Origin of the sequence: Rhizobium nepotum 39/7 (assembly GCF_000949865.1) — a bacterium.
In the GTDB taxonomy this organism is placed as follows: domain Bacteria; phylum Pseudomonadota; class Alphaproteobacteria; order Rhizobiales; family Rhizobiaceae; genus Agrobacterium; species Agrobacterium nepotum.
In genome coordinates this window covers 65,215-90,910 of sequence record NZ_JWJH01000015.1, presented here as the reverse complement: position 1 = coordinate 90,910, position 25,696 = coordinate 65,215, and the positions used below count along the sequence as shown (strand labels likewise).

The 25,696-nt window shown below is 59.0% G+C and carries 22 protein-coding genes; 4 read left to right on the top strand and 18 right to left on the bottom strand.

Annotated features, from left to right (window positions below; genetic code table 11):
- Positions 1–72: 72 nt before the first annotated feature.
- Both RS75_RS16400 and RS75_RS16395 read left to right on the top strand, forming a co-directional pair.
- Positions 73–501 carry a type II toxin-antitoxin system HicB family antitoxin gene (locus RS75_RS16400; RefSeq protein ID WP_045022202.1) on the top strand — a complete coding sequence of 143 codons (429 nt, stop codon included), beginning with the start codon at positions 73–75 and terminating at the stop codon, positions 499–501.
- A 364-nt stretch (positions 502–865) separates the two neighbouring features.
- On the top strand, positions 866–1,108 hold the full coding sequence (locus RS75_RS16395) for a DUF982 domain-containing protein (RefSeq protein ID WP_045022200.1): 243 nt from the start codon (positions 866–868) through the stop codon (positions 1,106–1,108).
- Between the two features lie 92 nt (positions 1,109–1,200).
- Here RS75_RS16395 and RS75_RS16390 read toward each other — a convergent pair whose 3' ends face one another.
- The 6 genes from RS75_RS16390 to RS75_RS16365 all read right to left on the bottom strand — a co-directional run bounded on the left by RS75_RS16390 (position 1,201) and on the right by RS75_RS16365 (position 9,048).
- A complete protein-coding gene (locus RS75_RS16390; RefSeq protein WP_045022198.1) occupies positions 1,201–1,593 on the bottom strand; it encodes a PRC-barrel domain-containing protein in 393 nt (130 codons plus the stop codon).
- A 128-nt stretch (positions 1,594–1,721) separates the two neighbouring features.
- Positions 1,722–2,603, bottom strand: coding sequence for a helix-turn-helix transcriptional regulator (locus tag RS75_RS16385; protein ID WP_045022197.1), 882 nt, complete (start codon positions 2,601–2,603; stop codon positions 1,722–1,724).
- A 108-nt stretch (positions 2,604–2,711) separates the two neighbouring features.
- Positions 2,712–4,901 carry a TonB-dependent siderophore receptor gene (locus RS75_RS16380; protein WP_084687000.1) on the bottom strand — a complete coding sequence of 730 codons (2,190 nt, stop codon included), beginning with the start codon at positions 4,899–4,901 and terminating at the stop codon, positions 2,712–2,714.
- A 176-nt stretch (positions 4,902–5,077) separates the two neighbouring features.
- Positions 5,078–6,754 (bottom strand): ABC transporter permease, encoded by a 1,677-nt coding sequence (locus RS75_RS16375; RefSeq protein WP_045022193.1) that lies wholly within the window; start codon positions 6,752–6,754, stop codon positions 5,078–5,080.
- A 73-nt stretch (positions 6,755–6,827) separates the two neighbouring features.
- Positions 6,828–7,844: an extracellular solute-binding protein gene (locus tag RS75_RS16370; protein WP_045022191.1), complete on the bottom strand. Its 1,017-nt coding sequence runs from the start codon at positions 7,842–7,844 to the stop codon at positions 6,828–6,830.
- Between the two features lie 154 nt (positions 7,845–7,998).
- Positions 7,999–9,048, bottom strand: a complete 1,050-nt coding sequence (locus RS75_RS16365; RefSeq protein WP_045022189.1) for an ABC transporter ATP-binding protein — start codon at positions 9,046–9,048, stop codon at positions 7,999–8,001.
- A 355-nt stretch (positions 9,049–9,403) separates the two neighbouring features.
- Here RS75_RS16365 and RS75_RS16360 point away from each other — a divergent pair, with 355 nt between their 5' ends.
- Entirely contained in the window at positions 9,404–11,116 is a 1,713-nt protein-coding gene (locus RS75_RS16360; RefSeq protein ID WP_045022187.1) for a long-chain fatty acid--CoA ligase, read from the top strand.
- Between the two features lie 139 nt (positions 11,117–11,255).
- Entirely contained in the window at positions 11,256–12,881 is a 1,626-nt protein-coding gene (gene pgi, locus RS75_RS16355) for a glucose-6-phosphate isomerase (protein ID WP_045022185.1), read from the top strand.
- A gap of 148 nt (positions 12,882–13,029) precedes the next feature.
- Here the strand turns inward: pgi and RS75_RS16350 are convergent, their stop codons facing one another.
- The 12 genes from RS75_RS16350 to RS75_RS16295 all read right to left on the bottom strand — a co-directional run bounded on the left by RS75_RS16350 (position 13,030) and on the right by RS75_RS16295 (position 25,670).
- The gene (locus RS75_RS16350; protein ID WP_045022183.1) at positions 13,030–13,758 is read right to left on the bottom strand and encodes an esterase family protein; all 729 of its coding nucleotides are present in this window, start codon (positions 13,756–13,758) and stop codon (positions 13,030–13,032) included.
- Entirely contained in the window at positions 13,755–14,720 is a 966-nt protein-coding gene (locus tag RS75_RS16345; RefSeq protein ID WP_045022329.1) for an acetylxylan esterase, read from the bottom strand. Before RS75_RS16345 ends, RS75_RS16350 begins: the two co-directional genes overlap by 4 nt.
- 126 nt (positions 14,721–14,846) lie before the next feature.
- Positions 14,847–15,773: a carbohydrate kinase family protein gene (locus tag RS75_RS16340; RefSeq protein WP_003514875.1), complete on the bottom strand. Its 927-nt coding sequence runs from the start codon at positions 15,771–15,773 to the stop codon at positions 14,847–14,849.
- 99 nt (positions 15,774–15,872) lie between these two features.
- Positions 15,873–16,571 (bottom strand): orotate phosphoribosyltransferase, encoded by a 699-nt coding sequence (locus RS75_RS16335; RefSeq protein WP_045022181.1) that lies wholly within the window; start codon positions 16,569–16,571, stop codon positions 15,873–15,875.
- A gap of 169 nt (positions 16,572–16,740) precedes the next feature.
- On the bottom strand, positions 16,741–17,778 hold the full coding sequence (gene pyrC, locus RS75_RS16330) for a dihydroorotase (protein WP_045022180.1): 1,038 nt from the start codon (positions 17,776–17,778) through the stop codon (positions 16,741–16,743).
- 113 nt (positions 17,779–17,891) lie between these two features.
- A complete protein-coding gene (locus RS75_RS16325; RefSeq protein WP_045022179.1) occupies positions 17,892–18,929 on the bottom strand; it encodes a 4-hydroxyproline epimerase in 1,038 nt (345 codons plus the stop codon).
- Positions 18,930–19,055: 126 nt separating this feature from the next.
- A complete protein-coding gene (locus RS75_RS16320; protein WP_045022178.1) occupies positions 19,056–20,378 on the bottom strand; it encodes an alpha/beta hydrolase in 1,323 nt (440 codons plus the stop codon).
- Between the two features lie 204 nt (positions 20,379–20,582).
- The gene (locus tag RS75_RS16315) at positions 20,583–21,383 is read right to left on the bottom strand and encodes a phosphodiesterase (protein WP_045022177.1); all 801 of its coding nucleotides are present in this window, start codon (positions 21,381–21,383) and stop codon (positions 20,583–20,585) included.
- A 63-nt stretch (positions 21,384–21,446) separates the two neighbouring features.
- Complete coding sequence (locus tag RS75_RS16310; protein WP_045022176.1) at positions 21,447–22,739, bottom strand: ABC transporter substrate-binding protein; 1,293 nt, start codon at positions 22,737–22,739, stop codon at positions 21,447–21,449.
- Between the two features lie 41 nt (positions 22,740–22,780).
- Complete coding sequence (locus RS75_RS16305; RefSeq protein ID WP_045022175.1) at positions 22,781–23,602, bottom strand: carbohydrate ABC transporter permease; 822 nt, start codon at positions 23,600–23,602, stop codon at positions 22,781–22,783.
- On the bottom strand, positions 23,602–24,528 hold the full coding sequence (locus RS75_RS16300; RefSeq protein ID WP_045022172.1) for a carbohydrate ABC transporter permease: 927 nt from the start codon (positions 24,526–24,528) through the stop codon (positions 23,602–23,604). The genes RS75_RS16305 and RS75_RS16300 overlap by 1 nt, the downstream gene beginning before the upstream one ends.
- Positions 24,525–25,670, bottom strand: a complete 1,146-nt coding sequence (locus tag RS75_RS16295) for an ABC transporter ATP-binding protein (protein ID WP_045022171.1) — start codon at positions 25,668–25,670, stop codon at positions 24,525–24,527. Before RS75_RS16295 ends, RS75_RS16300 begins: the two co-directional genes overlap by 4 nt.
- Positions 25,671–25,696: the final 26 nt, after the last annotated feature.

The window sequence follows — 25,696 nt, the reverse complement described above, 5'->3', positions numbered from 1 at the left end:
CCTTTAAAATCAAAAGCATAGAAAATTCAGCGCATTGACCGGCATCGCCATTGCCAATCTGAGGTGAAAACCATGCGTAACTATATCGGACTGATCCACAAGGACGCTGATAGCGATTACGGCGTTTCCTTCCCCGATTTTCCCGGCGTCGTGACGGCTGGTACCGATTTGGATGATGCCCGTCGTATGGCAGAGGAAGCTCTTGCGCTCCATGTCGAGGGCATGATCGAGGACGGCGAAGCCATCCCCGAACCTTGTTCTCTTGAAGCCATTATGGCTGACCCCGAAAACAAGGATGGTGTTGCCATCCTCGTATCACTCAAGACTGGGAGCAAAAAATCTGTTCGACTGAACATTACTCTTCCAGAAGATGTGCTGAAAGAAATTGATGCTTTTGCCGAAGCTAAAGGACTTACCCGGTCGGGGTTCCTTGCTCGTGCAGCAAAACATGAAATTTCGAATGCACGAGATGATGGCGACTGGCAAGAATTCGCAGCCTAGCTCACCATCCTCGCGAAAATAACCGCAGTGACAGTCGCTTCGGCGCGGCTTCATAATCGCGCAAAAAGGGACGTCCGCAATATTTTAGTACGTGATTAAATTCTTACGATGAACTGGAACCTCATCTTCTCCCTCACGTTATGGTGATGACACCAGCCAAGGAGAAAATCATGAACCAGATCATCTACATCGTCGGCCTCGTCGTTATCGTTCTGGCGATCCTGTCGTTTTTCGGCTTTCGCTGATCACCGTTGTCAATTCGATCACTTGCGCATATCCTGAACGGCAGTGACACACGACAGCGTTCATGGGTTGCTCCGCTGTCGGGTGTGTTTCGGGATCGCGTTGCTCTGGGAGGTGCACGATGAAGAACGAGAGATGGACAGAACCTGTCGAGGTCAATCTTGATGAAAAAGGCAAGAATGTCATCGCCGGGCCGTTCGAAGCACTGAGGTTGTTGACCGAAGGCTGGCCGAAAATACGCGGCCTGAGTTTCGTGAAAGCCAGAAGCGCCTGCCGCGCCGCCCTTGACGGACGCAAGTCGCCCGAGGAAGCCCGCAAATGCTTTACCGACGCAGTCTCGGAGATGCAGAAAAATCCGCATTGATACCACCAAACGAAAACGGCTCCTGAAAAGGAGCCGTTCCTTTATGGGCGGCGCTCCAACCCAAGTAGCCGGAGGCGCCTTTCTTTATGGCCTTACATCCAGTACGGCGCGACGCCGTAATAGTCATAAACCTTGCGGTCCCTGGCGTTCAGCAGGTCGTCATCATCGAGATTGGCGAAATGCGGCGCGTTTTCGATCTCTTCCTTGGTGAGATCGATGCGGTAGCCATCGAGTTCTTCGTCATAGTGCAGCTTTTCCCATGGGAGCGGGTAATAATCGTCGCCGATCCCGAGGAAGCCGCCGAAGCTCAAAACCGCGTAGGCCACGCGGCCGCCGCGTTTTTCCAGAATGATGCGCTGGATCGAACCAATATGCTTGCCGTCAGCGCCGTATACGCGGGTGCCTTCCACCTTGTCGCTGGCGATCAGGCTCGGCGTATCCTTGACATAGGGGTCCTGTCCGGCACGGGGTTCCTGATGCAACATGTGTCTTTCCTCCTTGATTTTCCTCGTTGAGGTCACGTCTGGTAAACCTCTCGACGGACAATTCGTTCCGCAGCGTTTCAGACGCTGGGGGCAGAATTTTTTCGAAGAAGGATGGAACGAAAAGGCGCCTATTGGCGGATTTTTTGCCAGACGGAAGGGGAAACGCCGACCATCTTGCGGAAGACGCGGGAGAAATGCGCCTGATCGGAAAAACCGGCGGCGATGGCAATGTCGGTGAGCGCCATGTCCGTTCGCATCATCAGATCCTTGACGCGGTCGATGCGCGCCTGCATCTGCCATTGATGCGGCGGCACGCCGGTAGACGCCTTGAAGGCGTGACTGAAGTGAGATTGCGACAGGTTGGTGAGTTCCGCGAGTTCCTCCAGCCTTATCGACCGCAGGCAATGTTCGCGGATGTAATCCGTCGCCGCTCTCAATTGCCAGGCAGCGAGCTTGCTGCGTTTTTTGACCGGCTCCCGCTTCACATTGAGGAAATCCGTCAGCAGCGCCAGCACGAGGCTTTCGCCGTAGAGATCGTGCAAGGGATCCGGATTATCGCATTCGGCGGCGATCAGCCGTGCAAGCGCCAGCAGGCGCTCGTCCTCGAACATCAGATGCGGATCGAGCAGCCCGTGCGGATCGAACCCCTGCACCAGCCGTGCACCCAGCAATCCGGCATCGAAATGCAGATCGAGATGGCGCACGAAGGAAACATTGCTGAGTTCCGCATGCACATCCAGATCAGCGGGTACGAAGGAAATCCGGTTCGCTTCGGACGAGGCGTAATTGTCGCGGCGGCTGCGGTTCATCGCGAACCGGCCGTCATCCGTCCCATCCATATCCAGCAGGAAAACGAAACGCGGGTCCTTGCCGACATAACGGCCACCCGCTTTCGGCGCGCAACGCACGTCCCAGAGATCGGCGACGATGCCGTTCCACACCCTTGAGCGCGGGCCGCCGATGACGGCAAAGCCCTCGATCTGATTTTCCATCCGAACGCGGAAAGCCATGGCCTCTTGATCCAGCAAGGCGCAAAGGCGCCACTATAAACATGATAAGATTGTTCATGTTTATAGTGGCAAACTGCATTCCCCGCAACTGTCAGCCCTAGCCGCCCGTTACCACTTCTTGGAAAGCTTGAAGGTGACGGTGCGGCTGTCACCCCAACCGCAGACGGAGACGCCGGCGCAGCTCTTGACATAGTCCTTGTCGAAGACATTCGCGACGTTGACGGAGGCCGTCCAGTCGTTCTTCTCGTAGCGAATTGCGGCATCGAAGACGGCTGCATCCGGAACCCGCAGCGTATTTGCCGCATCCGCCCAGGACTTGCCCTGATAGCGCACGCCACCGCCAATGCTGAGGCCTTCAAACGTATCGTCGGTGAAGGCGTAATCCAACCATAGCGACGCCGTGTGAGCGGGTACGATCCATGGCGATTTGCCGATCAGGTTGGGATTGGCATCCTTGGTAATGTCGAGATCGGTATAGGAATAGGACGCAAGAGCTTTCCAGTTGTCGCTGAGATTGGCTTTCGCCTCAAGCTCGAAGCCGGTGGATTCGACCTGCCCGAACTGGCCGCTCGTGGTCACGCCGCCGGCCGTATAGGAAACGATGGCATTGTCCTTGACCAGCTTGAAGACCGAGGCGGTGATACTGCCGTCAAAGAAGGTCGGCTCATATTTGATACCGGCCTCGAACTGATGTCCCTCCTCCGGCACGGCGGGGCTGCCATCTGCAAGCGTATCGATCAGCGGATTGAAGAAGGTAGCCGCCGAAACATAGGGCGTCAGGCCATTGTCGAATTCATAGGCAAGACCGGCACGCCCGCTCAGCGCATCGTCATTGGAGCGGCGCGATACGCCCGCCGGTAGCCTGTTATTCAGTTCCGTATCGACATAGTCGTAACGGCCATTCAGCGTTACCAGCCAGCCATCGCCGAACCGCAGCTGGTCCTGCGCATAGATGCCGATCTGCTGTTGGGTCACGACGTTATCGGCGTAGACGAAATTCGTTCCCTGCGTCGATCCATAGATCGGGTTGAGCGCGCCGATCGCATTCGATCCGCAACAGGCCTGCACCTGATCCAGTTTGTAGTATTTATAGTCGAGACCGAAGAGTAGCGAATGGCTGACCGTGCCGGTGTCGAACTGGCCTTCGACGCGGTTGTCGATGCCGAAACTGTCCACCTTCGACAGGCCGTCATAACCGAAGCGGGTCAGCATATAGTCATTGGTGCTGGCATCGAGGATCGGCTGTCCATTGGCGTCGGCGTTGGCCCAACCGCCCGGATAGGGTCCGGTTTCGTGTTTGTAGAGATGGCCGTAACGGGCGTTCTGGCTGATCTTCCAGCCATTGTCGAATTCATGGCTGACTTCGTAACCCACCATGGATTGGTAGACACGGCCACTATCGATATCCGGTTCGCCATAAAAGGCCTTGCGGTCGAGCTTGCCGAAGGGGGCGTCGACGACGGTGCCGACATAGGGCAGGAAGCCGTTGCCGACATGGACCTGATCCAGCGCCGAGAAATAGCCGTAGAGCGTCGCACTTGTCTGCGCATCCGGCTCGAAGGTGATCTGCGGCATGATGAAGCCGCGCAGATCCTCGGAATAGTCGGTGTAGTTATCGCCGCCCGAAACCTTGCCGGTGACGCGGTATTTCCACACGCCCTCACCGTCGACCTTGTCGCCGAGATCGAAGCCGAAGAAAGCATTGCCAAAATTATTGATGCCGATTTCCGTTTCGCGCACCGGCTCATCCTGTGTCCGTTTGCGAACCATCTGCACGATGCCGCCGGGATTGGCGCCGCCATAGAGTACCGAGGCTGGTCCTTTCAGGACCTCTACCCGTTCCAGACCGTAGGCATCCATCTGGAAACCGCCGAAACCGTAGCTGAACAGGTTCAGCCCGTCGAGGAAAACGCCGGTCTGGGTTGCCTGGAAACCGCGAATGTAAAACCAGTCCGTATCCGGATCGGTTCCGAAGGGCTCCGCCGTCACGCCGGGCGTGTAGCGCAGTACCTCGTCGATCTTGGTCACGACGCCGCGGTCATCCATTTCCTTGCGGCCGACGACCGATACGGACTGCGGAATGTCCTTCGTTTCCGTCTCAGTTTTCGAACCCGTCGCGCTTTTCTTCGCGACGTACCCCCGGACCGGACCCGTGGCGTTTTCCGCGCCCTGCCCCTCGACGGTGATCTCACGCAGAACGGTCGTCTGCTGTGCGTGACCTACCAATGGCGCCATCAAAACAATGGCAGCCGTTCCCAAAGCCAGGCGGCCCAAAAACATCTCATGCAAATTTTTCAAGATATGCCCCGAAACAGATCACGGCCGACGTTTATATACGGCAGGCCGCAGCACCTCAATTAAGCTGAGTATTTACATCAGGATTAAGGCCGGATGCTTGTCGTTTTCTGGGGAGATTTGAAGCTTATTGGCTTCTCGCACAGTTTTGCGCCTGTCATTTATGGGTAACTCCCAAGTCAGCTCTTGCGCCGCCCTATCCTTGCGAGCTGCATGACTGGCAAGATGCCGATGACGACGATCGCCAGTGCCGCAATCGACGCTTCTTCGTAGGTGCCACGCGCCGCCTCACCGTAAAGATGTGTTGCGAAAGTCTCGAAATTCAGCGGCCGCAACAGGAGCGTGGCGGGAAGTTCCTTGACGCAATCGACGAAGATCAACAATGCCGCCGCCGCAAGCGACGCCTTAGAAAGCGGCAGATGGATCTGGCGGAATGTCTGCGTCGCCGATCGACCCAGCGTTCGCGAGGCGTGATCAAAGGATTGCGGGATGCGGCTCAGACCGGCATCGACGCCACCAGCCGCAATGGTGAGGAAGCGCGCCGAATAGGCATAGATCAGGGCCGCACCACTGCCGATGAAAATGAGGCCGGTGGATATGCCGAACCATTCGCGCATGGTCTGGTCGACAAACCGGTCGAAGCCCCCGAGCGCAATCAGTACGCCGATGGCGATAACCGTGCCGGGGGCCGCATATCCCACCGTGGAAAGACGATAGGACCAGAACGAGAGGCGGCCGGGTGCAAGGCGCATCGCGTAAGCGACCGCAAGGCCGAGGATAAGTGTGATCGCCGTCGCCAGTCCGGCAAAGACGATGGTATTAAGCGCTTCGTCGGCGAAACGGGACGACAGGCCGCTGAACCGGAACCGCTTCCATGCCTCGATGACGAGATAGCTCGCCGGCGCCACGAAACCGATCAGGACCGGCAGGCTGCCGAGAGCAAAAGCGCCGACGGCTTTCAGACCGGTGAGCCGCAGCGGGTCCAGTTGTCTGCTTTTCTGCGCCGAGACCGCATAACGCTGCTTGCGCCGCGCCCATCGTTCGAACGCCACGAGGGCGACCACGATGAACAGCATGGAAAGCGCGATCTGCGCCGCACCGGGCAAGTCCGATTTCGTGACCCAGGTGGTATAGACCGAAACGGTGAGTGTGCGGACACCCAGAAATTCCGACGCGCCGATATCGTTCAGTGCTTCCATCAGGGCAAGGCTGATACCGACTGCGATCGCCGGGCGCGCCAGCGGCACCGCGACCTTGAAGAAAGCCGCACGTCTGGAGACGCCGAGCGTGCGGGCTGCTTCAAGCAGGTTGCCCGCCTGCGTCAGGAACATGGCCCGCACAGGAATATAGACGTAGGGAAACAGCACGAAGCCGAGAAGGATGATGCAGCCCGTCATCGATCTTATGTCCGGCAGACGGAATTCCCGTGGACTCGAATAACCGAGCAGCCAGCGGAGCGCGCCCTGCACCGGTCCGATCGGATGCAGAATATCCAGATAGGCGTAAGCGACGATATAGGTGGGCATGGCCAGCGGCAGCAGCAGCGCCCATTCCAACAGTCTGCGCCCGGGAAAATCATAGGCGGTGACCAGCCAGGCAGCATAGGTTCCGACGACACCGGCCAGCAGCCCGACACCGGCAAGAAGGATCACTGTGTCCGGCAGGGCAGTCAAAAGAACGGTCGAGCCAAGATGAGCCCACAGGCCTTCCGAACCCTGCAAAGCCTGCGAGACGAGTGCAAGAACCGGCACCATGGCGCCGCAGACCGCAGCCAGCGACAGGCACAGCCACCAGAAGGAGGATGAAAACCTTGTTCCGGTGCGGGACGGCAATGGCTGGACGGCGTCTGGAATCATGAGCTTCTTGAAAATACAGGGAAAGGCGTCCGCGGGTGCGAACGCCTTCCACCATGTTATCGCTGATTGGCCTTTACTTGTCGAAACCGACCTTGTCGACCAGCTCGCTCGCCTGTTTGCGATGCGACACGATTTCCGTCAGCGGCTTGTTGTCGATCTTCAGATCGCCGAAGGAGGCGATGATCTCGTTAAGAGCGGCGCCCTGCTTGACCGGGTATTCGAAATTGGCTCCGGCATAGATCTTCTGGGCTTCGTCAGAGACGAGATATTCCAGAAGCTTGACGGCTTCCGCCTTGTTCGGTGCGTTCTTGGCCACGGCCGCACCGCTGATATTGACCTGCGTGCCGCCATTCTTGAAGGTCGGCAGAACCACCTTGATCGCGTCGCCCCACTTCACCTGCTCTTCGCCGCCCTTGCCCGAGCGCATCAGGCCGACATAATAGGAGTTGGCGATGCCGATATCGCAAATGCCGCCGAGGATATCCTTGGCAACGTCACGGTCGCCGCCGCCTGCCTTGCGGGCCAGGTTGTCCTTGACGCCAGCAAGCCACTTTTCGGTGTCCGCTGCGCCATGATGGGCGATGTAGTCGGCAAAGAGCGCCGTGTTATAGGGATGCTGGCCGGCGCGAATGCAGACCTTGCCCTTCCACTTGGCGTCGGCGAGATCTTCATAGTTGAAGGAGGCGAGGTCGACATCCTTTGCCGCATAAAGAACGCGGGCGCGCATGGAAAGCGCGAACCAGTGGCCCTTGGCGTCGCGAAGTTCAGCCGGGATGGCCTTGGTCAAGGTTTCGGATTCAACCGCCTGGGTAACACCCTTTTCAGCGAGATCGACAAGGTTGCCGGCATCCACGGTCATCAGAACGTCGGCGGGGGAGCTTGCACCCTCGCTGAGAACGCGCTCGGCAAGGCCATCCTTGAGGAATACGGTGTTGACCTTGACGCCGCTCGAAGCCGTGAAGGATTCCAGGAGGGGCTGGATCAGGCCCGGCTCTCTGGTGGTGTAGATGTTCAATTCCGCAGCGCTGACTGAACCGGCTGCAAAAGCAACGGTGCTGGCAAGCAGGGCAAGTTTGGCAAATTTCGTCATGGTGTGTCTCCTTCTTCGATGGCGCAATATAGGGGGAGCAAACATCATACATGATGCGGTAAATCAAGTTTTATTTGGCCGTTTTCAGGCGCGTTTTGATCACCAACAGTTGAAAATGGAGCGGAAATAAACATACAAATCCGCTCATTCAACTTCAGGTAAATATCAGGACACCCTTCGGATCGATACCGAAGCGCACGGCCTTGGTCTTGGCGGGGGTGCGCTGCATTGTCCTGACGCGCAGGTCAGCGGGAAGGCCGGGCACGGTTATGCCAAGCTGTTCGATCTCGCCGAGGAAAACGCGGCTCGATATTTCGCCTGCTATCCCCTCCTTCGCAGCGCTGTCCTCGATGATCGAAATCGCATTGGGGCGCACATAGGCGATGGCGGCAATGCCTTCCGCCAGACCGGACGCATCACCCAGAGGCCCGAGCGGCGTTTCCACGCGCCCCTGCCTCACTCGGCCTTCGATCTTGTTGAAGGCGCAGAAAAAATCGGCGGCATAGCGGGTTTTGGGGTTGTCGTGGATTTCATAACCCGTGCCGCTCTGCACGATACGCCCGCGCTGCATCAGCACCACCCGGTCGCCTGCGGAAAGCGCCTCTTCCGGATCATGGGTGACCATGATTACCGTCGTGCCCAGTTGCCGCAGAATGCCCAGCGTTTCCTCGCGCACATTGTCGCGCAGTCCCCGGTCCAGATTGGAAAAGGGTTCGTCCATCAACAGCAGGCCGGGCTGCGGCGCAAGGGCGCGGGCAAGGGCCACGCGCTGCTGCTCCCCGCCCGAGAGCGTATGCGGGTAGCGCTTGGCCAACTCTTGCAGATGAACGTGTTCGATCATCTCCGCAGCGCGGCGGCGGGCCTCGGCCTTCGGCAGAGACCTCAGACCAAACATAACATTCTGTTCGACGGTGAGATGCGGAAAAAGCGCATAATCCTGAAAAACGAAGCCGATATTGCGCTTTTCCGGTTCAACGAAAACAGCAGACCCGGCAACGATCGCACCATTCAAGGAAACGCTGCCATGATCCGGCGTCTCCACGCCCGCGACGATGCGCAGCAAGGTCGACTTTCCGCAGCCGGACCGTCCCACCAGACAAATGATCTCGCCGCGTTCGACGGATAAGTCGATATCGGACAAAACATCGGTATCGCCGAATCTTTTGCCCACCGATTTCAGTTCAAGCGCTGCGCTGCCTGCCATTTCAAATCCTGCCCTGCCTTGCGAATTATGTTGATCGCTCAAATCAGGATTAAAGTCAAAAGCCGGGCAAAATACGGTTTCCCATCACGAGGTTGCGAGATGTCGGGCAGCAATATTGACGTTTACGTTAGAGTTAATTAGGCTTTGCCAATACGATGGACGTCCAGGGATTAGGCGTCTATCATTCGTCACCGGGGAGCAGGAGGAGCGGTCGATCCGGTGACGCCGCAGGTGGTTTCCTCAATCCGGTTATTGCCGGTAAATGCGGGGAGCCTCCTGACGATCAGGCAGCTTAAAGCGCCCTTCACGCGTTCCATAGAACGTGCGGCGCGACACAGACTCTGGGAGGAGAAGCATGAGTGAATTGTCCCTGGGACATCCGGAAAATGTCAGCGTCCATAAACGCTGGCTGGCGTCCTATCCGCCGGGCGTACCTTCCGAGATCCCCGCATCCGCCTATACGTCCCTTATCGAGCTTCTCGAAAAGAGCTGTGCGCAATTTGCCGACAGAAAAGCCTTTTCCAGCATGGGAAAGTCCCTGACCTATCGGGAACTGGATATCGAAACCCGCGCGGTCGCGGCCTGGCTGCAATCCAGAGGGTTGGAAAAGGGCGACCGGGTTGCCGTGATGATGCCGAATATCCTGCAGAACCCCGTCGCGGTTTACGGGATTTTGCGCGCTGGCATGATCGTGGTGAACGTCAATCCGCTCTATACGCCGCGCGAACTGGAACACCAGCTGAAGGATTCCGGCACAAAAGCGCTTTTCGTACTGGAGAACTTCGCCCATGTGGCGCAGCAGGCGGTGCCGAAAACCGCCGTCCGGCACGTGGTCGTCGCGGCCATGGGCGATCTCCTCGGCCTCAAGGGACATATCGTCAATCTTGTGGTTCGCAAGGTGAAGAAGCTCGTACCCGCTTATGCTATCCCCGGCTCCATCAGTTTCAAGGCCGTACTGAAGGAAGGGCAGGAGCTTCCCCTGAAGCCTGCCAGTCTTAACGCACAGGACATCGCCTTCCTGCAATATACCGGTGGCACCACGGGCATTTCCAAAGGCGCCATCCTTACCCATGCCAATCTTCTGGCCAACAAGGCCCAGATCAGCCTCTGGCTGGACGCTGCCTTCAGCGGACGAAAGGACCGTCCAGAAGTCCTCAACTTCATCTGCGCGCTGCCGCTCTGCCACATCTTCGCGCTGACGGTGAATTCGCTGATGGGCATTGCACTGGGCGGCCACAATCTGCTGATCGCCAATCCGCGTGACATTCCGGGCTTCGTCAAGGAACTGTCGCATTTCCGACCGCATATTTTCCCCGGCATCAACACGCTGTTCAACGCAATGATGAACAACGAGGATTTCCGCAAGCTCGACCTGTCGTCGCTCATCCTCGTTCTCGGCGGCGGCATGGCGGTTCAGCGGCCGGTGGCCGAACGCTGGCTTTCGATGGTCGGTTGCCCGATCGCCGAAGGTTACGGACTGTCGGAAACCTCGCCCGTCGCCACCGTCAACCGGCTCGACGCCACGGAATTCAGCGGCACCATCGGTCTGCCGATTTCCTCGACGGAAATCGACATTCGCGACGAGGAAGGCAACAGCCTGCCTTCCGGTGAGGTCGGCGAGATTTGCATTCGCGGACCGCAGGTGATGGCCGGCTATTGGCAGAGGCCGGACGAAACCGAGAAAGCGATGACGGCAGACGGCTTCTTCCGTTCCGGCGACATGGGTTTCATGGACGATGCCGGTTACACCAAGATCGTCGACCGCAAGAAGGACATGATCCTCGTTTCCGGTTTCAACGTCTATCCGAACGAGATCGAGGAAGTTGCCGCCAGCCACCCCGGCGTGCTGGAATGCGCCGCAATCGGCGTTCCGGACGAACATTCGGGCGAGACCGTCAAGCTTTTCGTCGTCAAGAAAGACCAGTCGCTGACAGAAGCGGAACTCAAGGCCTTCTGCGCCAAGAACCTGACCAACTACAAACGCCCGAAGATCATCGAATTCCGCACCGAGCTTCCCAAATCGAATGTCGGCAAGATTTTGCGGCGCGAATTGCGCAATCTGAACTGATTGCCTCAGGCAATGGGGAGAGCCGGGCAACCGGCTCTTTTCTTTTGTCCCAGCCCCTCTCTTTTATCGAACTCGCCTTGATTTGGTCGCCTGAAAAAGAATAGTTTCCTCATCCTTCCAGGAAGCCGAGGAGCACAAGATGCAGGCCACCATCGAAAAACTGAAAGCAACGGCAAGCAGCACAGCCGCAACCGATCTGCGCGCCGCTTTTGCGGCCGACGACAAACGATTCAGCCGTTTCAGCGCGCAATTCGATGACCTGCTGATGGATTATTCCAAATGCGCGGTGAACGAGGAGATCGTGACGCTTCTCGAAAAGCTGGCGCGCGACGGCGGCGTCGAGGCCAAGCGTGAAGAGATGTTCTCGGGCAAGGCGATTAACTTCACCGAAGATCGTGCCGTGCTGCATACCGCGCTGCGCAACCGCTCCAATACGCCCGTTCTCGTTGACGGCAAGGATGTGATGCCGGATGTGAATGGCGTTCTCACCGCCATGGGCAGGTTTGCCGACGCCATCCGCTCCGGTTCCCTGAAAGGGGCCACGGGCAAAAAGATAACCGACATCATCAATATCGGTATCGGCGGCTCCGACCTCGGCCCCGTGATGGTGACGCTGGCGCTTGCCCCCTTCCATGATGGTCCGCGTGCGCATTTCGTTTCCAATATCGACGGCGCGCATATCGCCGACACGCTGAAGCTCGTCGACCCGGAAACCTCGCTCTTCATCGTCGCGTCGAAGACCTTCACCACCATCGAAACGATGACGAATGCCGCCACCGCGCGTCGCTTCATTGCCGAAAAGCTGGGTGAAGAGGCCGTAAAGCACCATTTCGCCGCCGTTTCGACGGCGTTGGAAAAGGTCGCCGCCTTCGGCATCGAAAGCGATCGCGTCTTCGGTTTCTGGGACTGGGTGGGCGGACGTTATTCGATCTGGTCTGCCATCGGCCTGCCGCTGATGATCGCCATCGGACCGGAGAATTTCGGCAAATTTCTGGATGGCGCACACGCCATGGACAGGCACTTCCGCGAGGCGCCGATCCGCGAAAACCTGCCGATGCTGCTCGGCCTCATCGGTTTTTATCATCGCAACGTGCTGAACTATTCCACACGGGCCATACTGCCCTATGATCAGCGTCTGTCGCGTTTCCCCGCCTATCTGCAGCAGCTTGACATGGAATCGAACGGCAAGGGCGTCACCATCGACGGCACGCCCGTCGAAGGCCAGTCCGGCCCGGTTGTGTGGGGCGAACCCGGCACCAACGGCCAGCACGCCTTCTACCAGCTCATCCATCAGGGTACGAGCGTCATTCCGGCCGAATTCATGATCGCCGCCAACGGTTTCGAACCTGAGCTGCGCCATCAGCACCAGCTTCTCATCGCCAATTGCCTGGCGCAATCGGAAGCGTTGATGAAGGGCCGCACGCTTGCTGAAGCGAAAGCCCAGCTCACTTCCAAGGGCATGGAAGACAGCCAGGCCGATTTCATCGCGCCGCACCGCGTTTTCACCGGCAACCGCCCTTCGATTACCTTCGTCTACGACAAGCTGACACCCTTTGCCCTCGGCCGCCTGATCGCGCTCTACGAACACCGCGTTTTCGTGGAAGGCGTGCTGTTCCGCATCAACTCCTTCGACCAATGGGGCGTGGAGCTTGGCAAGGAACTCGCAACCGGCCTGCTTCCCGTCGTTGAAGGCAAGGAAAGCGCTGCCGGCCATGACAGCTCGACGCAGGGGTTGGTGAAGGCGCTGTCGGGACTGGCGGGGTAAAATCCTCACCTCCGCAATCTTCTCCGGCTGCTAATAAAGCCACTTCCGTTATCCTCGGCTCGACCCGAGGATAACGTCGCGTTTGAGGCGAAGTCACTCACACAAGCGCTTTGACTTTAAACCGGACGACCTTAAGGCGAAGCGGCGCTCAAATATAAAGTGCCGCCATCTTGCGCCATGCACCCGCCCGGTGGGCGCGGCCCTCCCAGACATGCAACTGATGGCTTACCTGCTTGTCCGACAAAACCCGGCTGAGATGATGGTTGTTGTCCAGAAACGGATCGGCATCGCCGATGGTGAAAACCATGTCGATGCGGCGCAGGTTTTCGAGCCGCCAGGGGCAGGTCAGGCCCGGCAGAAAGTGGCTCGGCATGTGGAAATAGATGTCGTCGTCATAATAGCCGTCAAACAGGTCTCCGAAGGATTCCACCTTCATCGTCAGGTCGTAGCGGCCGGAAAAGGCGACAAGTTTCCGAAAGAGATGCGGATGCCGAAAGACGAGGCTGGCGGCTTGAAACGCCCCCAGGCTGCACCCCTGCACGATAGTATCACTATCCGGGTTCTTCTCTGCCATCAGCGGCAGTACTTCGCTCAGAATATAATCCTCGAAGGCGGCATGGCGGCGAATGCGCTCGGCCGGGTGCTGCCAGGTCGCATATAAAGTCTCTCTGGCCAGTCCCTCAATGCAATAGAGCTGAAGTTGACCGGCTTCCAGCTTGTCGGCCAGGCTACCGACAAGTCCCAGTTCCTCATATTCGAAGAAGCGCCCGTCGCGGGTGGGGAACATCAGCACCTTGGCGCCAGAATGACCGAATATTAACAGCTCCATGTCGCGATGAAGCCTTTGACTATACCAGCGGAGATATTCGCGTTTCATGGCACCTTGAAAAACTGTCTGACCTTGTCCTTGTGGACCGCATCTTGGGATGCGCTGTCAGCGTATTCGAAATGTCCCGCGTCTAGGATGAAGATTTCATTAAATTTTGAGTGCGGCAGGGCATTGGCAACCGCGAACTGGCAGGGTGGAGCAACCGCCGGATCAAAAAGAGCGGGTGCAACCAGCATCGGCACTTTTATGCGGGACGCAGCACAGGCGGCGTCGAACAGGCGCAGCGTCTCGAGCACATTGGCATGGGTCTTCTGATAGGTCTGCACTGCATCCGCGCTGCCGACGGTCGGCAGCGTCAGCCAGAATGGCCGGTGTCCGAATGTCGGCACCACAAGATGGCCTCGGTCGATGCGATTATCGAATGGGATCGCCAGGGCGCCGATGCCGCCGCCGAAGCTGATGCCACTATAACCCACCTGCCCTTCCAGCCATGGATAGAGGGTCACGAGTGTGGAAACGGCGATCCACAGATCATCGACGCAGCCACCGATGATGTAATCGTCCTTCCTGTCGATGTTATAGAGAACATGAAGGGCAGGATCGGACGAAATCGGCGGGCAGGCGCTCAGCGAAAGCCCACGAAAGCAGGGAAACAGCACGGCCGTTTCTTCCACCGGTACATCGAAATCGGGCTCGCCGCGCCCGCCGTAGCCATGACCGACGACAAGACCACGACGCACCTGTCCCTCACGCGGCAGAAGCATCCAGCCGCCGATGCGGAAGCCACCGGTCGAGGTGTAGGTAATATCGAGGACGTGCCAGCGGGGATGGTTGAGCTTGCTTTTGCGCAACACCGGCCTCGGATCCGTGGCGAGCGCGCGGCGATAACGCTTCTTCCAGAAATCATCGAAGCCGGGTGGCGCTTCAGGCGGGGTAATGGCCAGCAGCTGCTCGCGCCGCATGCCATAGGTCGGGTCGAAATCGAAAGGATGGATTGTCAGATCGCTCATGCGACGCTTGTTTCGTGAAAAACCGGCGGACACAAGCTTCTTGATATCCAAATAACGGTTTTTTACGGCTTTAGCGAGCGTGACGGGCAACCAGCCACCTATTCGAAGATGGCGCACACGCCCTGCTTACAACCCGATTTCATGCGCGAAAGGCGGATTTGCGCCAGCCCGCGAGACAGTGACCGCAGCAGCCTTCGCGCCCAGCGCCAATGCCTTTCTGATCTGCTCTTCCGTAAGCGAAGCAACCTGCGCCTTGGTCAGAAGGCCCTGCATTTTCAGCGAGGCCAGAATGCCGGCGTCGAATGTATCACCCGCGCCGACCGTATCGACGACCTCCACCCGCTCGGAAGCCACTTCCACCTTGAAATTGGCGGTGTAACCGACCGCACCCTTGGCGCCGCGGGTGACGACGACGAGTTTCGCGCCGTGATGCAGCCAGTGGCGGGCGAGCGTGTCCTCATCGCCTTCCAGGCCGAACCATTCGAGGTCTTCGTCGGAGAATTTCACGATATCCGACATCGCCGCCATGCGACGAATGCGGGCCATGTGCGACTGCTTGTCCTTGATAAAGCCGGGGCGGATATTCGGATCGAGCGAAATGACGCGGCTTTGATGCTCGCGCACCATCAACGCCTCATAGGTGCTGCCGCAGGGTTCCGGAATGAGGCTGATCGCGCCGAAATGCAGCGCCTCGCAGTCAGCTCCCAGCGCTGGAAGCTCGGCTTCGGTGATCATCCGGCCGGCGGTGTTTTCATCATAAAAGGCATAGGTGGCATGGCCATCCACCAGCTTGACGAAGGCAATGGTTGTCGGCCGCGAAAGCGTTGCACAATAGCTGAAATCGACGTTGCTCGCCCGCAGGGTCGTCCGCAGAATGTCGCCCATCATGTCATCGGAAAGACCCGTGAAGAATGCGGACGGGACGCCGAGACGCCCCAGCGCAATCGCCGTGTTGAAGACCGCTCCGCCGGCATAAGGGGCAAAACCCGCCTCACCCAGCGTCGTCTGCCGGGGCAGCATGTCGATCAGGGCTTCACCACAACACAGGATCATTACGGTCCTCCTCAAACAGCAAATCAAATGGACTTAAATCGATTTAGACGAAGATCGATCGGAAGGCCAGCCACAAAGCCGGGCTGGCCATATCCGAAATCATGATTGCGGCAATTCGCTGACGCCGCCGTTCTTCGCCGACCATGGCAGCGGTTTGTCGAGGAAGGCTTCCACCTCCGACAGGGTCTTTTCATCGAACAGTTTTTCAGCCCGGGCGACAGCCAGAACATCACGCCAGGTGGTCAGGTAATGCAGCTTGACATTGCCGTTGGTGAAGCGAGCTTCGGCCTCTTCGAAGATACCGTAATAAAACAGCGCGATGCCGTGATCGACGATGCCGCCCGCCGCGCGGATGGCGTCGATGAAGGTGAACATCGAGCCGCCGGCCGTCGTCAGATCCTCGATGACGAGAACGCGGGCACCTTCCGGCATATGGCCTTCGATCTGGGCGTTGCGGCCGTGGCCTTTCGGCTTCTTGCGGCAGTAGATCATCGGCAGGCCAAGGCGCTCCGCAAGGAAAGCGGCGAAAGGAATGCCGGCGGTTTCACCGCCCGCCACGCAGTCGAATTTCTCGAAACCCGCCTCGCGCATCACCACCGCCGCCGCAAAATCCATTGTCGCGGAGCGAATGCGCGGGAAGGAAATGAGCTTGCGCATGTCGATGTAAACAGGGCTCTTCATGCCTGAGGCGAAGGTGTAGGGGCTTTCGGAATTGAAGTGGACCGCCTTAATTTCCCACAACATCTTCGCAACCAGTTCCGCTACGACGGCGCGGTCGGTGAATGTGAAATGGTTCATAGGCGTTCTCCTTTTTCGGCCTTGGTTTATCGCTCCGAAAACCGCGATCGGTTTCGGAAAGCACAATGTCTCGGTTCAGCATTGAAGATGTCCGCAGGCGGCACCGGAATTTATCGGCGGAAGCCTGAAGACCATAACAAAACCGCCAGCAGTGCCGGCGGTTAAAAAATCAGCTTACATCCCAGTGCAGCGGGAACATCGGGTCGAATACGGTCACCGGCCCGGCGCCCGTCTCGATTTTTTCGGGAAACGACACCGCTTCCTCGCGCTTGACCAGCGTGATCGTCTCCTCATTCGGCGCCAGCCCGTACCAGGCGGGACCGTTGAGGGAGGCGAAGGCTTCCAGCTTGTCGAGGGCGTTTTCCTGCTCGAAGACGTGTGCCAGACAGCTCATGGTGTTGATCGAGGTGTAGATGCCGGCGCAGCCGCAGGCGCATTCCTTTAGCGGATCCACATGCGGGGCGGAATCCGTACCGAGGAAGAAGCGGACATCGCCCGAAGTTGCGGCTTCGCGCAGGGCCAGCCGGTGCTCCTCGCGCTTGGCGACGGGCAGGCAATAATAATGCGGCTTGATACCGCCGACCAGAATGGCGTTGCGGTTGATGATGAGGTGGTGGGTGGTGATGGAGCCGGCCAGATTGGCCTTGGACGACTTGATGTAGTCCATGCCGTCGCGGGTGGTGATGTGCTCCATCGTCACTTTCAGCTCAGGCAGGCGCTGGCGCAGAGGCTCCAGAACCGTATCGATGAAGGCTTTCTCGCGGTCGAAAATATCGACTTCCGGCGTTGTCACCTCGCCATGCACGCAAAGCGGCAGGCCGATCTTCGCCATGCGCTCCAGAACCGGCATCGCCTTGTTGAAATCGCGCACGCCGCCATGGGAATTCGTGGTCGCGCCGGCCGGATAGAGCTTCACGGCGGTGATGAGACCGCTTTTCTTGCCCTCTTCCACATCGTCGGCCTGGGTGTCTTCGGTAAGATAAAGCGTCATCAGCGGTTCGAAACGATCGCCGGCCGGAATGGCCTTGACGATCCGCTCGCGATAGGCGCGGGCGTCAGCGCAGGTGACGACCGGCGGCACGAGGTTCGGCATGATGATGGCGCGGGCGAAATGGCGGCTCGTATCTCCGATCACGCCTTCCAGCATGGCGCCATCGCGCAAATGCAGATGCCAGTCATCAGGGCGGCGAAGGGTGAGCGACTTCATCGGGATACCTCGGAGCATGACGGAATTGGCGCCCGCTTAGCATCTTTCGTCACAGGAAAACAGCCGCCGATGGGCATCGGGCGGCTGTAAATGTCATTTTTTTGAAGCGAACCTCAGATGCCACCCGCTTCCGGACCCCAGACATCCGTCATGGCAAACCCATCGGCAAAGGGATCGAAGGGATCGAGACCGACCTGGTGCAGTCCGAAGGTGAAACCGCGCCCGGCAATGGTGGGAATGACAGCCGGACGGCCCGCCACTTCGGTGACGGCGGAAAGGCCGACATCGAACTCCGAGCCGATAATCGAACGGGACTTGTATTCGTCTCCCACCTTCACCTTGCCGCGCGCGTAAAGCGTCGCAAGATTGGCGGAATTACCGGTGCCGCAGGGCGAGCGATCCGCCCGGCCCGGCCACATGGTGGTGCAGGTGCGGATGGAACCGTCCGCATCGACATCACGGAACATCACATAGGCAACGCCGGAAATGGCAGGGATTTCCGGATGCACGACCGTCATTTCACGGTTGACCAGGTCTTTCAGGATCATGCCCGCCGCAACCAGCTTTGCCGCATTCGCCTTCTCGATGGTCAAGCCGATCTGGCGCACATCGACAAGCGCGTAAAAAATGCCGCCATAGGAGATGTCCATCGTCACCTTGCCCCATTCGGGCGTGTCGATGGTCACATCCAGCTCATGCACGAAGGACGGCACCATGGTCAGCTTGACCTTTTCGCAGCGCCCGTCGCGGCAGGTGGCCGTGGCCTTGACCAGACCGGCCGCCGTTTCGAGGATGATGACGGTTTCCGGTTCCTGCATCTCCACCATTCCGCTTTCCAGCAGCGCTGTCGTCGCGCAGATGGAATTAGAGCCGGAGCTGGCATGCGCCTGATCCGGCTGGAGTATGACGAAGGCGGCATGCGCGTCGGGATGCTTCGGCGGCAGGAGAAGATTGATCGACCCCATGGGCGTGCCGCGCGGTTCCAGTGTCAGGAAACGGCGCAGGGCTTCCCCTTGCGGATCGGTGTTCATCCAGTGAAGCTGCTCGGCGACGGTGTCGCCGGGAATTTTCGGCGCGCCACCGGTGACGACACGGCCGATTTCGCCTTCACAATGCACATCGAGAAGCTGCAGGGTGCGTTTCCAACGCATGGGGTCTTACTCCGGAAGTTGAGTTGTTGACCGATATTACAGATAAAAATACAAGCTGTATACAAATCTGCGAGAGCTGATAGCGAAAACCGCTTATGGTTTTCGCTATCAGCTCTCAATCATGATCTAGCGGCTGCGGCATTCCGCCCGGTTTCGATTGGCGGTCGCCTCGCAATTCAATCTCGACTGCTGAAGCGCCTGATCGTCCACCACGGAGCCGGCGGTATCGCCCACCGATCCGACGGTGTTTTCGACGGAGCGGCCGAGCCGTTCGACCTGCCTGCCGTAATTTTCACGCGTGCGCGGATCGAACACCGCAATCGGTGCGCTGACCACGACGCTCGCCGCCGTTCCGACCGTTTGCGCAGCACCGATGCTGACCGCGCCCAGAGCCTCACCCAGACCGACATCGGAATCCGTCACCGTCTGGCCGGCGATCAGGCGGTCGCCGATCAGGCGGACAACCTCAGGGCTTTCGGCGAATTTGCCATGGTTCAGCCGGTCTCCCGATTGCAGCTTGGTCAAATCCAGCACGGTAATGCCGGCTTTTTCCAGCTGGCTGCGATAGGGCTCGACCGATGGGTCGATCTGGCCCAGCCGGTCGACATTGCCGGAGATGCGGCGCGACAGGCTGAGCGCGCGGTCATCCTGCGAGACGAACAGCGTGAATTTCGGCGGCGTCTTGCCGAGGCTTGTGAACTGCCTGCTGAACACATCCACATCGAGATCTGGCGCGGCCAGAATGACATTGCCGATCTTCGGATCGACGCGGCCATTGCGGATGGCCATCTGGCGCAACGCTTCCACCGCAAGCCATGTGCCCATGGAGTGCGCCATGACGGTGACCTCGCCGATGGACCTGTCCTTTGCGAGACGGGTCAGCAGTTCCTCCAGCGCATCGCGCGAGTAGTTGGTGCTTTCCTTGTCGTAATTATAGTCGAAAATGCTGGCTCGCGATGGCCATGTGAAAACGACAGGAACGACATCCGTGCCGGAATCATAGACGATCTGGGCAAAGCGGTAGACCGAGTCTTCGTAGCGGTTGTTGAAACCGTGCACGAAAACCAGCACGCGGCGATCTTTCTGGATATGTCTGCTGATCCAGCTTTTCGTCTCCGCCTCGGAATGAATAGGCTCCACCGCCACCGTGGTGAAATCCTTCAGCGGGTTCGGCGGCAGCTTTTTCGGCCATTGCACTTGCCCGACCTTGCGGTTGGCCTTGGGCGGAATGGAGATGGTGACCGCATCGACCTTCAAACCCGTTCCGCGCTCGCCGCCGAAAAGCACGGCGGTATTTTCCGATGGCGCGCGGGTCGTGGCGACCAGAAGATTGACGGGAGTCGTCCCCGCCACGGTCTGCCCGGTCGGTGTCATGACCCCGATGGGACGCCCGCCGCAGCTGGCAAGCACGGCAACAATCGCGATCACGGCCACGAAGCGAATGGGCATCACATCATTCTCCTACAACCCAGAGGCAGCTGGATAGCGGCCGGAGGATAGGAATTTCTACCGGAGGCGGAACTGCCGCGCCAGCAACCATCGCGAAACGGTGGAGATTTCCGCCCCGGTGTGTCCAAACGGACCCAATTGTCAGGCTATGGGTCCGAGGAGATGCGATGTGATTTTTATCGTATCGTGGAAAATCGCGCGAGATCAGGGGCCTTCACAAGCGGAGGCCTGACCGAGTACGGCCTGCCCCACTTCGGCATCATAGGCGCGCAAGCCGAACGCACCGAGGCTGATCACCCGGTAACAGGGGTTGCCGCCCGTCCACAGGGGATCGACAACCGCGATATCGGTGATGAAACGGTGCGCGCAGGCCTGACCGGAACTATAGGCTATGCCCTCCGCGCTGGTGCCCGCCATCGGAACATGAATGTGACCGAAAACAATATGGCGCACGCCGGCTTGATGAGCGGCGAGGCGACGCATGATTGCGCCGTCGTCATGCATGCCGATGTTTTCGAAATGCCGGATACCGCAATCCATCGGCGGGTGGTGAATGAAAACCGTCACCGGCAGGTCGCCGGCACCTTCAAGCGCGCTGTCCAGCCATGTCAGACGATCCGCCCCGTAGATGCCGCCGATGACATCTGCCTCATGGCTGTCGAGAAACAGCAGGCGGCCGAATTCGGTATCGATAAAGGACTGGATATAGCCGTTTTCGTCCCGTGGCTGTTCGGGAAAAGCCGCCACGAATTCCGGGCGGCGGTCGTGATTGCCGAGCATGAGGCGCATGGGCAAGGATACGGGCGCGAGAATGTCGCGCAGCAGCTCATAGGCCTCCGGCTCACCGTAATTGCAAAGATCGCCCGTCATGACAAGAAGATCGGCGTCGGCGTGTTTTTCGATGATATCTGATATCGCCGCGCGCAGCTGCTTTTCGGGGTCCACGCCGTTTATCGCGATGCCCGGCGGCAGAAGATGGGTGTCGGTGATCTGGATGATCTTCATTGTCGGTCTTTCTGCGCAAAATGGCTGCGGGAATGGGTTTTCCCGCAGCCCCGATGGTTTCGCTTATTTCAGCAAGGCGTTGGTCTGCTCGACGATCTGCTTGAGACCGGCTTCCGGCGTCACTTCACCGCGCATGACGGTGCCGATGATGTCGCGCTGCGTGCGCCAGATGCGGACGGAATCGCCACCCGGATAACCGGCCCAGGGCAGAGAACGGTCAGCCTGAAGCGACGCGGTCTTCACATTCGGGTTCTCGACGTAATAGGGCGCGAGGAAGTCCGGACCGGTGGCCAGCTTGTTGGTCGGCAGGTAGCCCGTGATGCGAACGATGGTGTTCTGCGCCTCGGGGCCGGTGATCCACTTCAGGTATTTCCAGGCAGCATCCTGCTTGGCCTTTTCCTGCGTCAGGATAACGGCAGAGTTGCCACCGGTCGGCACGCCGCCCTTTTCCTTGTTGTCGAGCGGGAAGGTCGCCGTCTTCAGCTTGAAGCGGTCGCCAACCAGACCGGTGATGGTCTGGACGTGGGCCGGGGTGGAGAAGATGAAGCCGGTGAGGCCTGCACCGAACTGCTGGCGCGACTGATCCCAGTCGAGCAGGTTCTGGCCGCCTTCGGTGACGAACTGGCGAGCCATCTTCAGCGCGTTGAGGCCGATTTCATTGTCGAAAGCAACCGTCTTGGTCTTTTCGTCAACGAGCTTGCCGCCCTGCTCGTAAATGAACGCCTGCCACAACCAGTCATCCGGCCAGCCGTTGATGTCGTAGCTCATGCCCGCGAACTTCGGGTCGAGAGCCTTGATCTTCTTGGCAAGAGCAATGAGTTCCGGGAAGGTCGTCGGCATCTTGTCCGGATCGCCACCGGCCTTGGTGACGAGGTCGGAGTTGATATAGATGATCGGCGAGGACGCATTGACCGGCAGGCCGTACTGCTTGCCGTCGATCTGGCCGAGTGCCGCCATCTTCGGGCTGTAGTTCTTGTCGAGGAACGCCTGACCGCCTTCAGCCTGGATGAACGGGCTAAGATCGGTGATCTGGTTGCGCGGTGCGAGCGTGTGCACCAGTTCCGCCGTCAGGTTGTAACCCGAGAAATAAACATCAGGCAGATTGCCCGTGACGGCCGAGCGCAGAACCTGCTGCTGGCCTTCATTGTAGCCTGCGGCCGGAGCGAGGAAGTTGATCTTCACATCAGGGTTTTTCTTCATGAACTCATCGGCCAGTGGCTGATGGAATTTCGTGAAGCCCGGCAGGTTGTAGAGAACGTTGAGCGTGATTTCGTTGGCGAGAACCGGCGTTGCGAGGCCTGCAAAGGCCACGCCGAGTGCCAGACCGCCCATCAGAGCGCGTCGGTTGATTTTCATGTCATTCTCCAGAAGGGTTGGGAGGAGGAGCTTGAACGGCGTCACTTGACGCCGGTCATGGTAATACCGGCGATGAAATGCCGCCGTGCGAGGAGGAAGCACAGCACCATTGGCGCGGTAATCAGTGTCGCGCCCGCCATCAGCGCACCGTAATTGGCGCCGGATTCGACATCCGCGAAGAGCATCATGCCGAGCGGCGGCGGGGCCAGATTGGTGTCGGAGACCACGATCATCGGCCAATAAAGGTCGTTCCAGTGGGCGACGAGCGAGAAGATCGAGAAAGCGGCGAGCGAGGGCAGCGAGCCGCGCAGCACCAGTCCCCAGCAAATCTCCATTTCCGAAAAACCATCCATGCGGGCCGCCTCGATGATTTCGTCCGGGTAGCTGCGGAAGGACTGGTTGAACAGGAAGATGGCGAAGACCGAGAGGAAGAACGGCATCATCATCGCAAAATAGGTGTTCAACAGTTCCGTCTTCGCCAGACCGACGAAAAGCGGCAGGGCAAGCGCCTGAATGGGAACGCAAAGTGCCGCGATGACCAGACCCAGCAGCAGCTTGCGACCCGGAAACCTGAGCTTCGCCAGCGCATAGGCTGCGGGAACCGATGTCAGGACCTGCACGACGAGGATGCCGACGCAGACGATGACGCCGTTCAGCATGAAACGCGCCATCGGCACCTGGCCCGTTGCCCGGGTATAGTTTTCGACGGCATCGAATTTCGCGGGGATCGGCCAGAGAGAAACGTCGAATATTTCCGCCGGCGAGCGGATCGATGTCAACATCATCCAGTAGAACGGCAGGAGCATCACGAAAGCGCCGAGCGCCAGAACGAGATGCGGGAGATATTTACGGAGCGCGGCCATCAGTAGTGCACCTTCCGGTCCATATGCAGCGTCTGGCCGATCGACAGGATCAGCACGATGACGAGGAAGATCACCGTCAGCGCGGCGGCATAACCGGTGTTGGAATATTCGAAACCCTCAAGATAGAGATCGAAAAGCAGTGTTTCGGAGCCGAAGCGACCCTTGGTCAGCACGGCGACCGTCTCGAACACCTTGAAGGCCGAGATCGAGGTGGTGACCACCACAAACATCGTCGTCGGCCCCAGCATCGGCCACGTCACCGTCAAAAAACGGTCGACCGGGTTTTTCGCCCCGTCCAGCCTCACGGCCTCATGCAGATCCTTCGAAATGGCGGTGAGGCCGGCGAGGAACAGCACCATGTTGAAGCCCAGAACCTGCCAGACACCCATCAGCGCCATGGTGGGAATGAGGAGAACGGGGTTGGAAAGGAACGCGACGGGCTCGAAGCCGAACCACTTGATCGCCGCATTCACCGGGCCAAGCGAAGGGTGCAGCAGGAATTGCCACACGGTCGCCATGGCAACGAGCGTCGCGGTGACGGGAAGAAAATAGGCCACTTCCCAAAAGGCGCGGCTGCGCTTGCGGTTATAAACGAGCAGGGCCACGCCGAGCGCCAGAAACACGCCCAGGGGAATGACGATGGCCGCATAGATGGCCGTATTCGCCAGTGCACGCAGGAAAACCGGGTCGTGAAAAGCCTTGACGAAATTGCCGAGGCCCACAAAGCGGGTGGAGAGCGCGCCAAGCTTGTAATCGGTGACGGAAAAACCGGCCAGAACGAGTATCGGAACGATATAGATCGCCAAAAGCAACAGGCTCGCCGGTGCTGCGAACATCAGCCCACGCCAGATCATCCGCCGGTCCGCTTTCGACAGGCGCGGACGAGCTTTTGCGCGCGCAGCCGGGGAAAAATCAACCGCCGTCATGCCGGCACCATTTCACGCACGGTCGTCTTGCGGCGCAGGCCGTCTGCGGCGAAGAGATGCACGCGCTCCGGCGCAAAGCCGAGGTTCATCACGCCGTTCTCATCCGCGCCCAACGCCTCACCGGCGGTCTGACGCAGGGTGATGGTCACCGTCTCGTCGCTCAGAAGACGGCAGCTCACGAAACGGTCCGCACCGTGGGTTTCGCTGCGGGTTATCCGCACCGCGAAACCTTCGATACCTGGACGCAAATCCTCGGCGCGAATGCCGAGCGTCGCCGGACCGACATCGCGACCCGAGGCCGCGACACCAAGATCGCGCCCAAAAGCCGTGACCTTGCCCTCAGCATCGAGTTCCACCGGCAGCAGGTTGATCGATGGCGTGCCGATAAAGCGCGCAACCGTCAGTGTCGCTGGTTTCCGGTACAGTTCATCCGGCGTGCCGAGCTGCTCGATGCGACCTTCCGACATCAGCGCGATGCGGTCCGACATGGTCATGGCCTCGATCTGATCGTGGGTGACGTAGATGAAGGTCGCGCCCAGCCGCCGGTGCAGCCCCACGAGTTCCTCGCGCATATGGGCGCGAAGCTTGGCGTCGAGGTTGGAGAGCGGCTCATCCATCAGGAATGCGGCGGGCGAGCGCACCAGCGCCCGGGCAAGCGCCACGCGCTGACGCTGGCCACCGGAAAGCTGCGCCGGTTTACGATCCAGCAGATGCGCGATCTGCAGGGTCTCGGCCGCCTGTTCGACAGCGGCATCGATCTCACGCAGCGTATCGGCCGGCGCCGCCATCCGTCCGATCAGCGGCAACCGTGCGACAAAGGGCAGACGCCGCATCCGAAGCGGTGTCGCGATATTCTGGCGCACGTTCATATGCGGGTAAAGCGCGTAGGACTGGAACACCATCGCCAGATTGCGGTCGCTCGGATCGATCTCCGTCACATCCTGACCGCCGATCGTGACCGAACCGCGATCCGGCGTTTCCAGCCCTGCGATGATGCGCAACAGTGTGGACTTGCCACAGCCAGACATGCCGACGAGGGACAAAAACTCTCCGGGACGGATGGAGAGATCGATCTCTTTCAGAACATCGTCGGCTCCAAAGCCTTTACCGATGCCCGAAAGTTCAAGTGATTGTGGCGTCATTCTGCGCTCCTTTTTCTGAAGCGCAT

Coding starts and splice junctions, on each gene's coding strand:
- RS75_RS16325 (WP_045022179.1), bottom strand. CDS start 18,929: ATGCGTTGGAAACGCACCCTGCAGCTTCTCGATGTGCATTGTGAAGGC.
- RS75_RS16360 (WP_045022187.1), top strand. CDS start 9,404: ATGAGTGAATTGTCCCTGGGACATCCGGAAAATGTCAGCGTCCATAAA.
- RS75_RS16320 (WP_045022178.1), bottom strand. CDS start 20,378: ATGCCCATTCGCTTCGTGGCCGTGATCGCGATTGTTGCCGTGCTTGCC.
- RS75_RS16345 (WP_045022329.1), bottom strand. CDS start 14,720: ATGAGCGATCTGACAATCCATCCTTTCGATTTCGACCCGACCTATGGC.
- RS75_RS16370 (WP_045022191.1), bottom strand. CDS start 7,844: ATGACGAAATTTGCCAAACTTGCCCTGCTTGCCAGCACCGTTGCTTTT.
- RS75_RS16350 (WP_045022183.1), bottom strand. CDS start 13,758: ATGAAACGCGAATATCTCCGCTGGTATAGTCAAAGGCTTCATCGCGAC.
- RS75_RS16365 (WP_045022189.1), bottom strand. CDS start 9,048: ATGGCAGGCAGCGCAGCGCTTGAACTGAAATCGGTGGGCAAAAGATTC.
- RS75_RS16315 (WP_045022177.1), bottom strand. CDS start 21,383: ATGAAGATCATCCAGATCACCGACACCCATCTTCTGCCGCCGGGCATC.
- RS75_RS16295 (WP_045022171.1), bottom strand. CDS start 25,670: ATGACGCCACAATCACTTGAACTTTCGGGCATCGGTAAAGGCTTTGGA.
- RS75_RS16310 (WP_045022176.1), bottom strand. CDS start 22,739: ATGAAAATCAACCGACGCGCTCTGATGGGCGGTCTGGCACTCGGCGTG.
- RS75_RS16335 (WP_045022181.1), bottom strand. CDS start 16,571: ATGAACCATTTCACATTCACCGACCGCGCCGTCGTAGCGGAACTGGTT.
- RS75_RS16385 (WP_045022197.1), bottom strand. CDS start 2,603: ATGGCTTTCCGCGTTCGGATGGAAAATCAGATCGAGGGCTTTGCCGTC.
- RS75_RS16400 (WP_045022202.1), top strand. CDS start 73: ATGCGTAACTATATCGGACTGATCCACAAGGACGCTGATAGCGATTAC.
- pgi (WP_045022185.1), top strand. CDS start 11,256: ATGCAGGCCACCATCGAAAAACTGAAAGCAACGGCAAGCAGCACAGCC.
- RS75_RS16390 (WP_045022198.1), bottom strand. CDS start 1,593: ATGTTGCATCAGGAACCCCGTGCCGGACAGGACCCCTATGTCAAGGAT.
- RS75_RS16395 (WP_045022200.1), top strand. CDS start 866: ATGAAGAACGAGAGATGGACAGAACCTGTCGAGGTCAATCTTGATGAA.
- pyrC (WP_045022180.1), bottom strand. CDS start 17,778: ATGAAGTCGCTCACCCTTCGCCGCCCTGATGACTGGCATCTGCATTTG.
- RS75_RS16300 (WP_045022172.1), bottom strand. CDS start 24,528: ATGACGGCGGTTGATTTTTCCCCGGCTGCGCGCGCAAAAGCTCGTCCG.
- RS75_RS16305 (WP_045022175.1), bottom strand. CDS start 23,602: ATGGCCGCGCTCCGTAAATATCTCCCGCATCTCGTTCTGGCGCTCGGC.
- RS75_RS16340 (WP_003514875.1), bottom strand. CDS start 15,773: ATGATCCTGTGTTGTGGTGAAGCCCTGATCGACATGCTGCCCCGGCAG.
- RS75_RS16375 (WP_045022193.1), bottom strand. CDS start 6,754: ATGATTCCAGACGCCGTCCAGCCATTGCCGTCCCGCACCGGAACAAGG.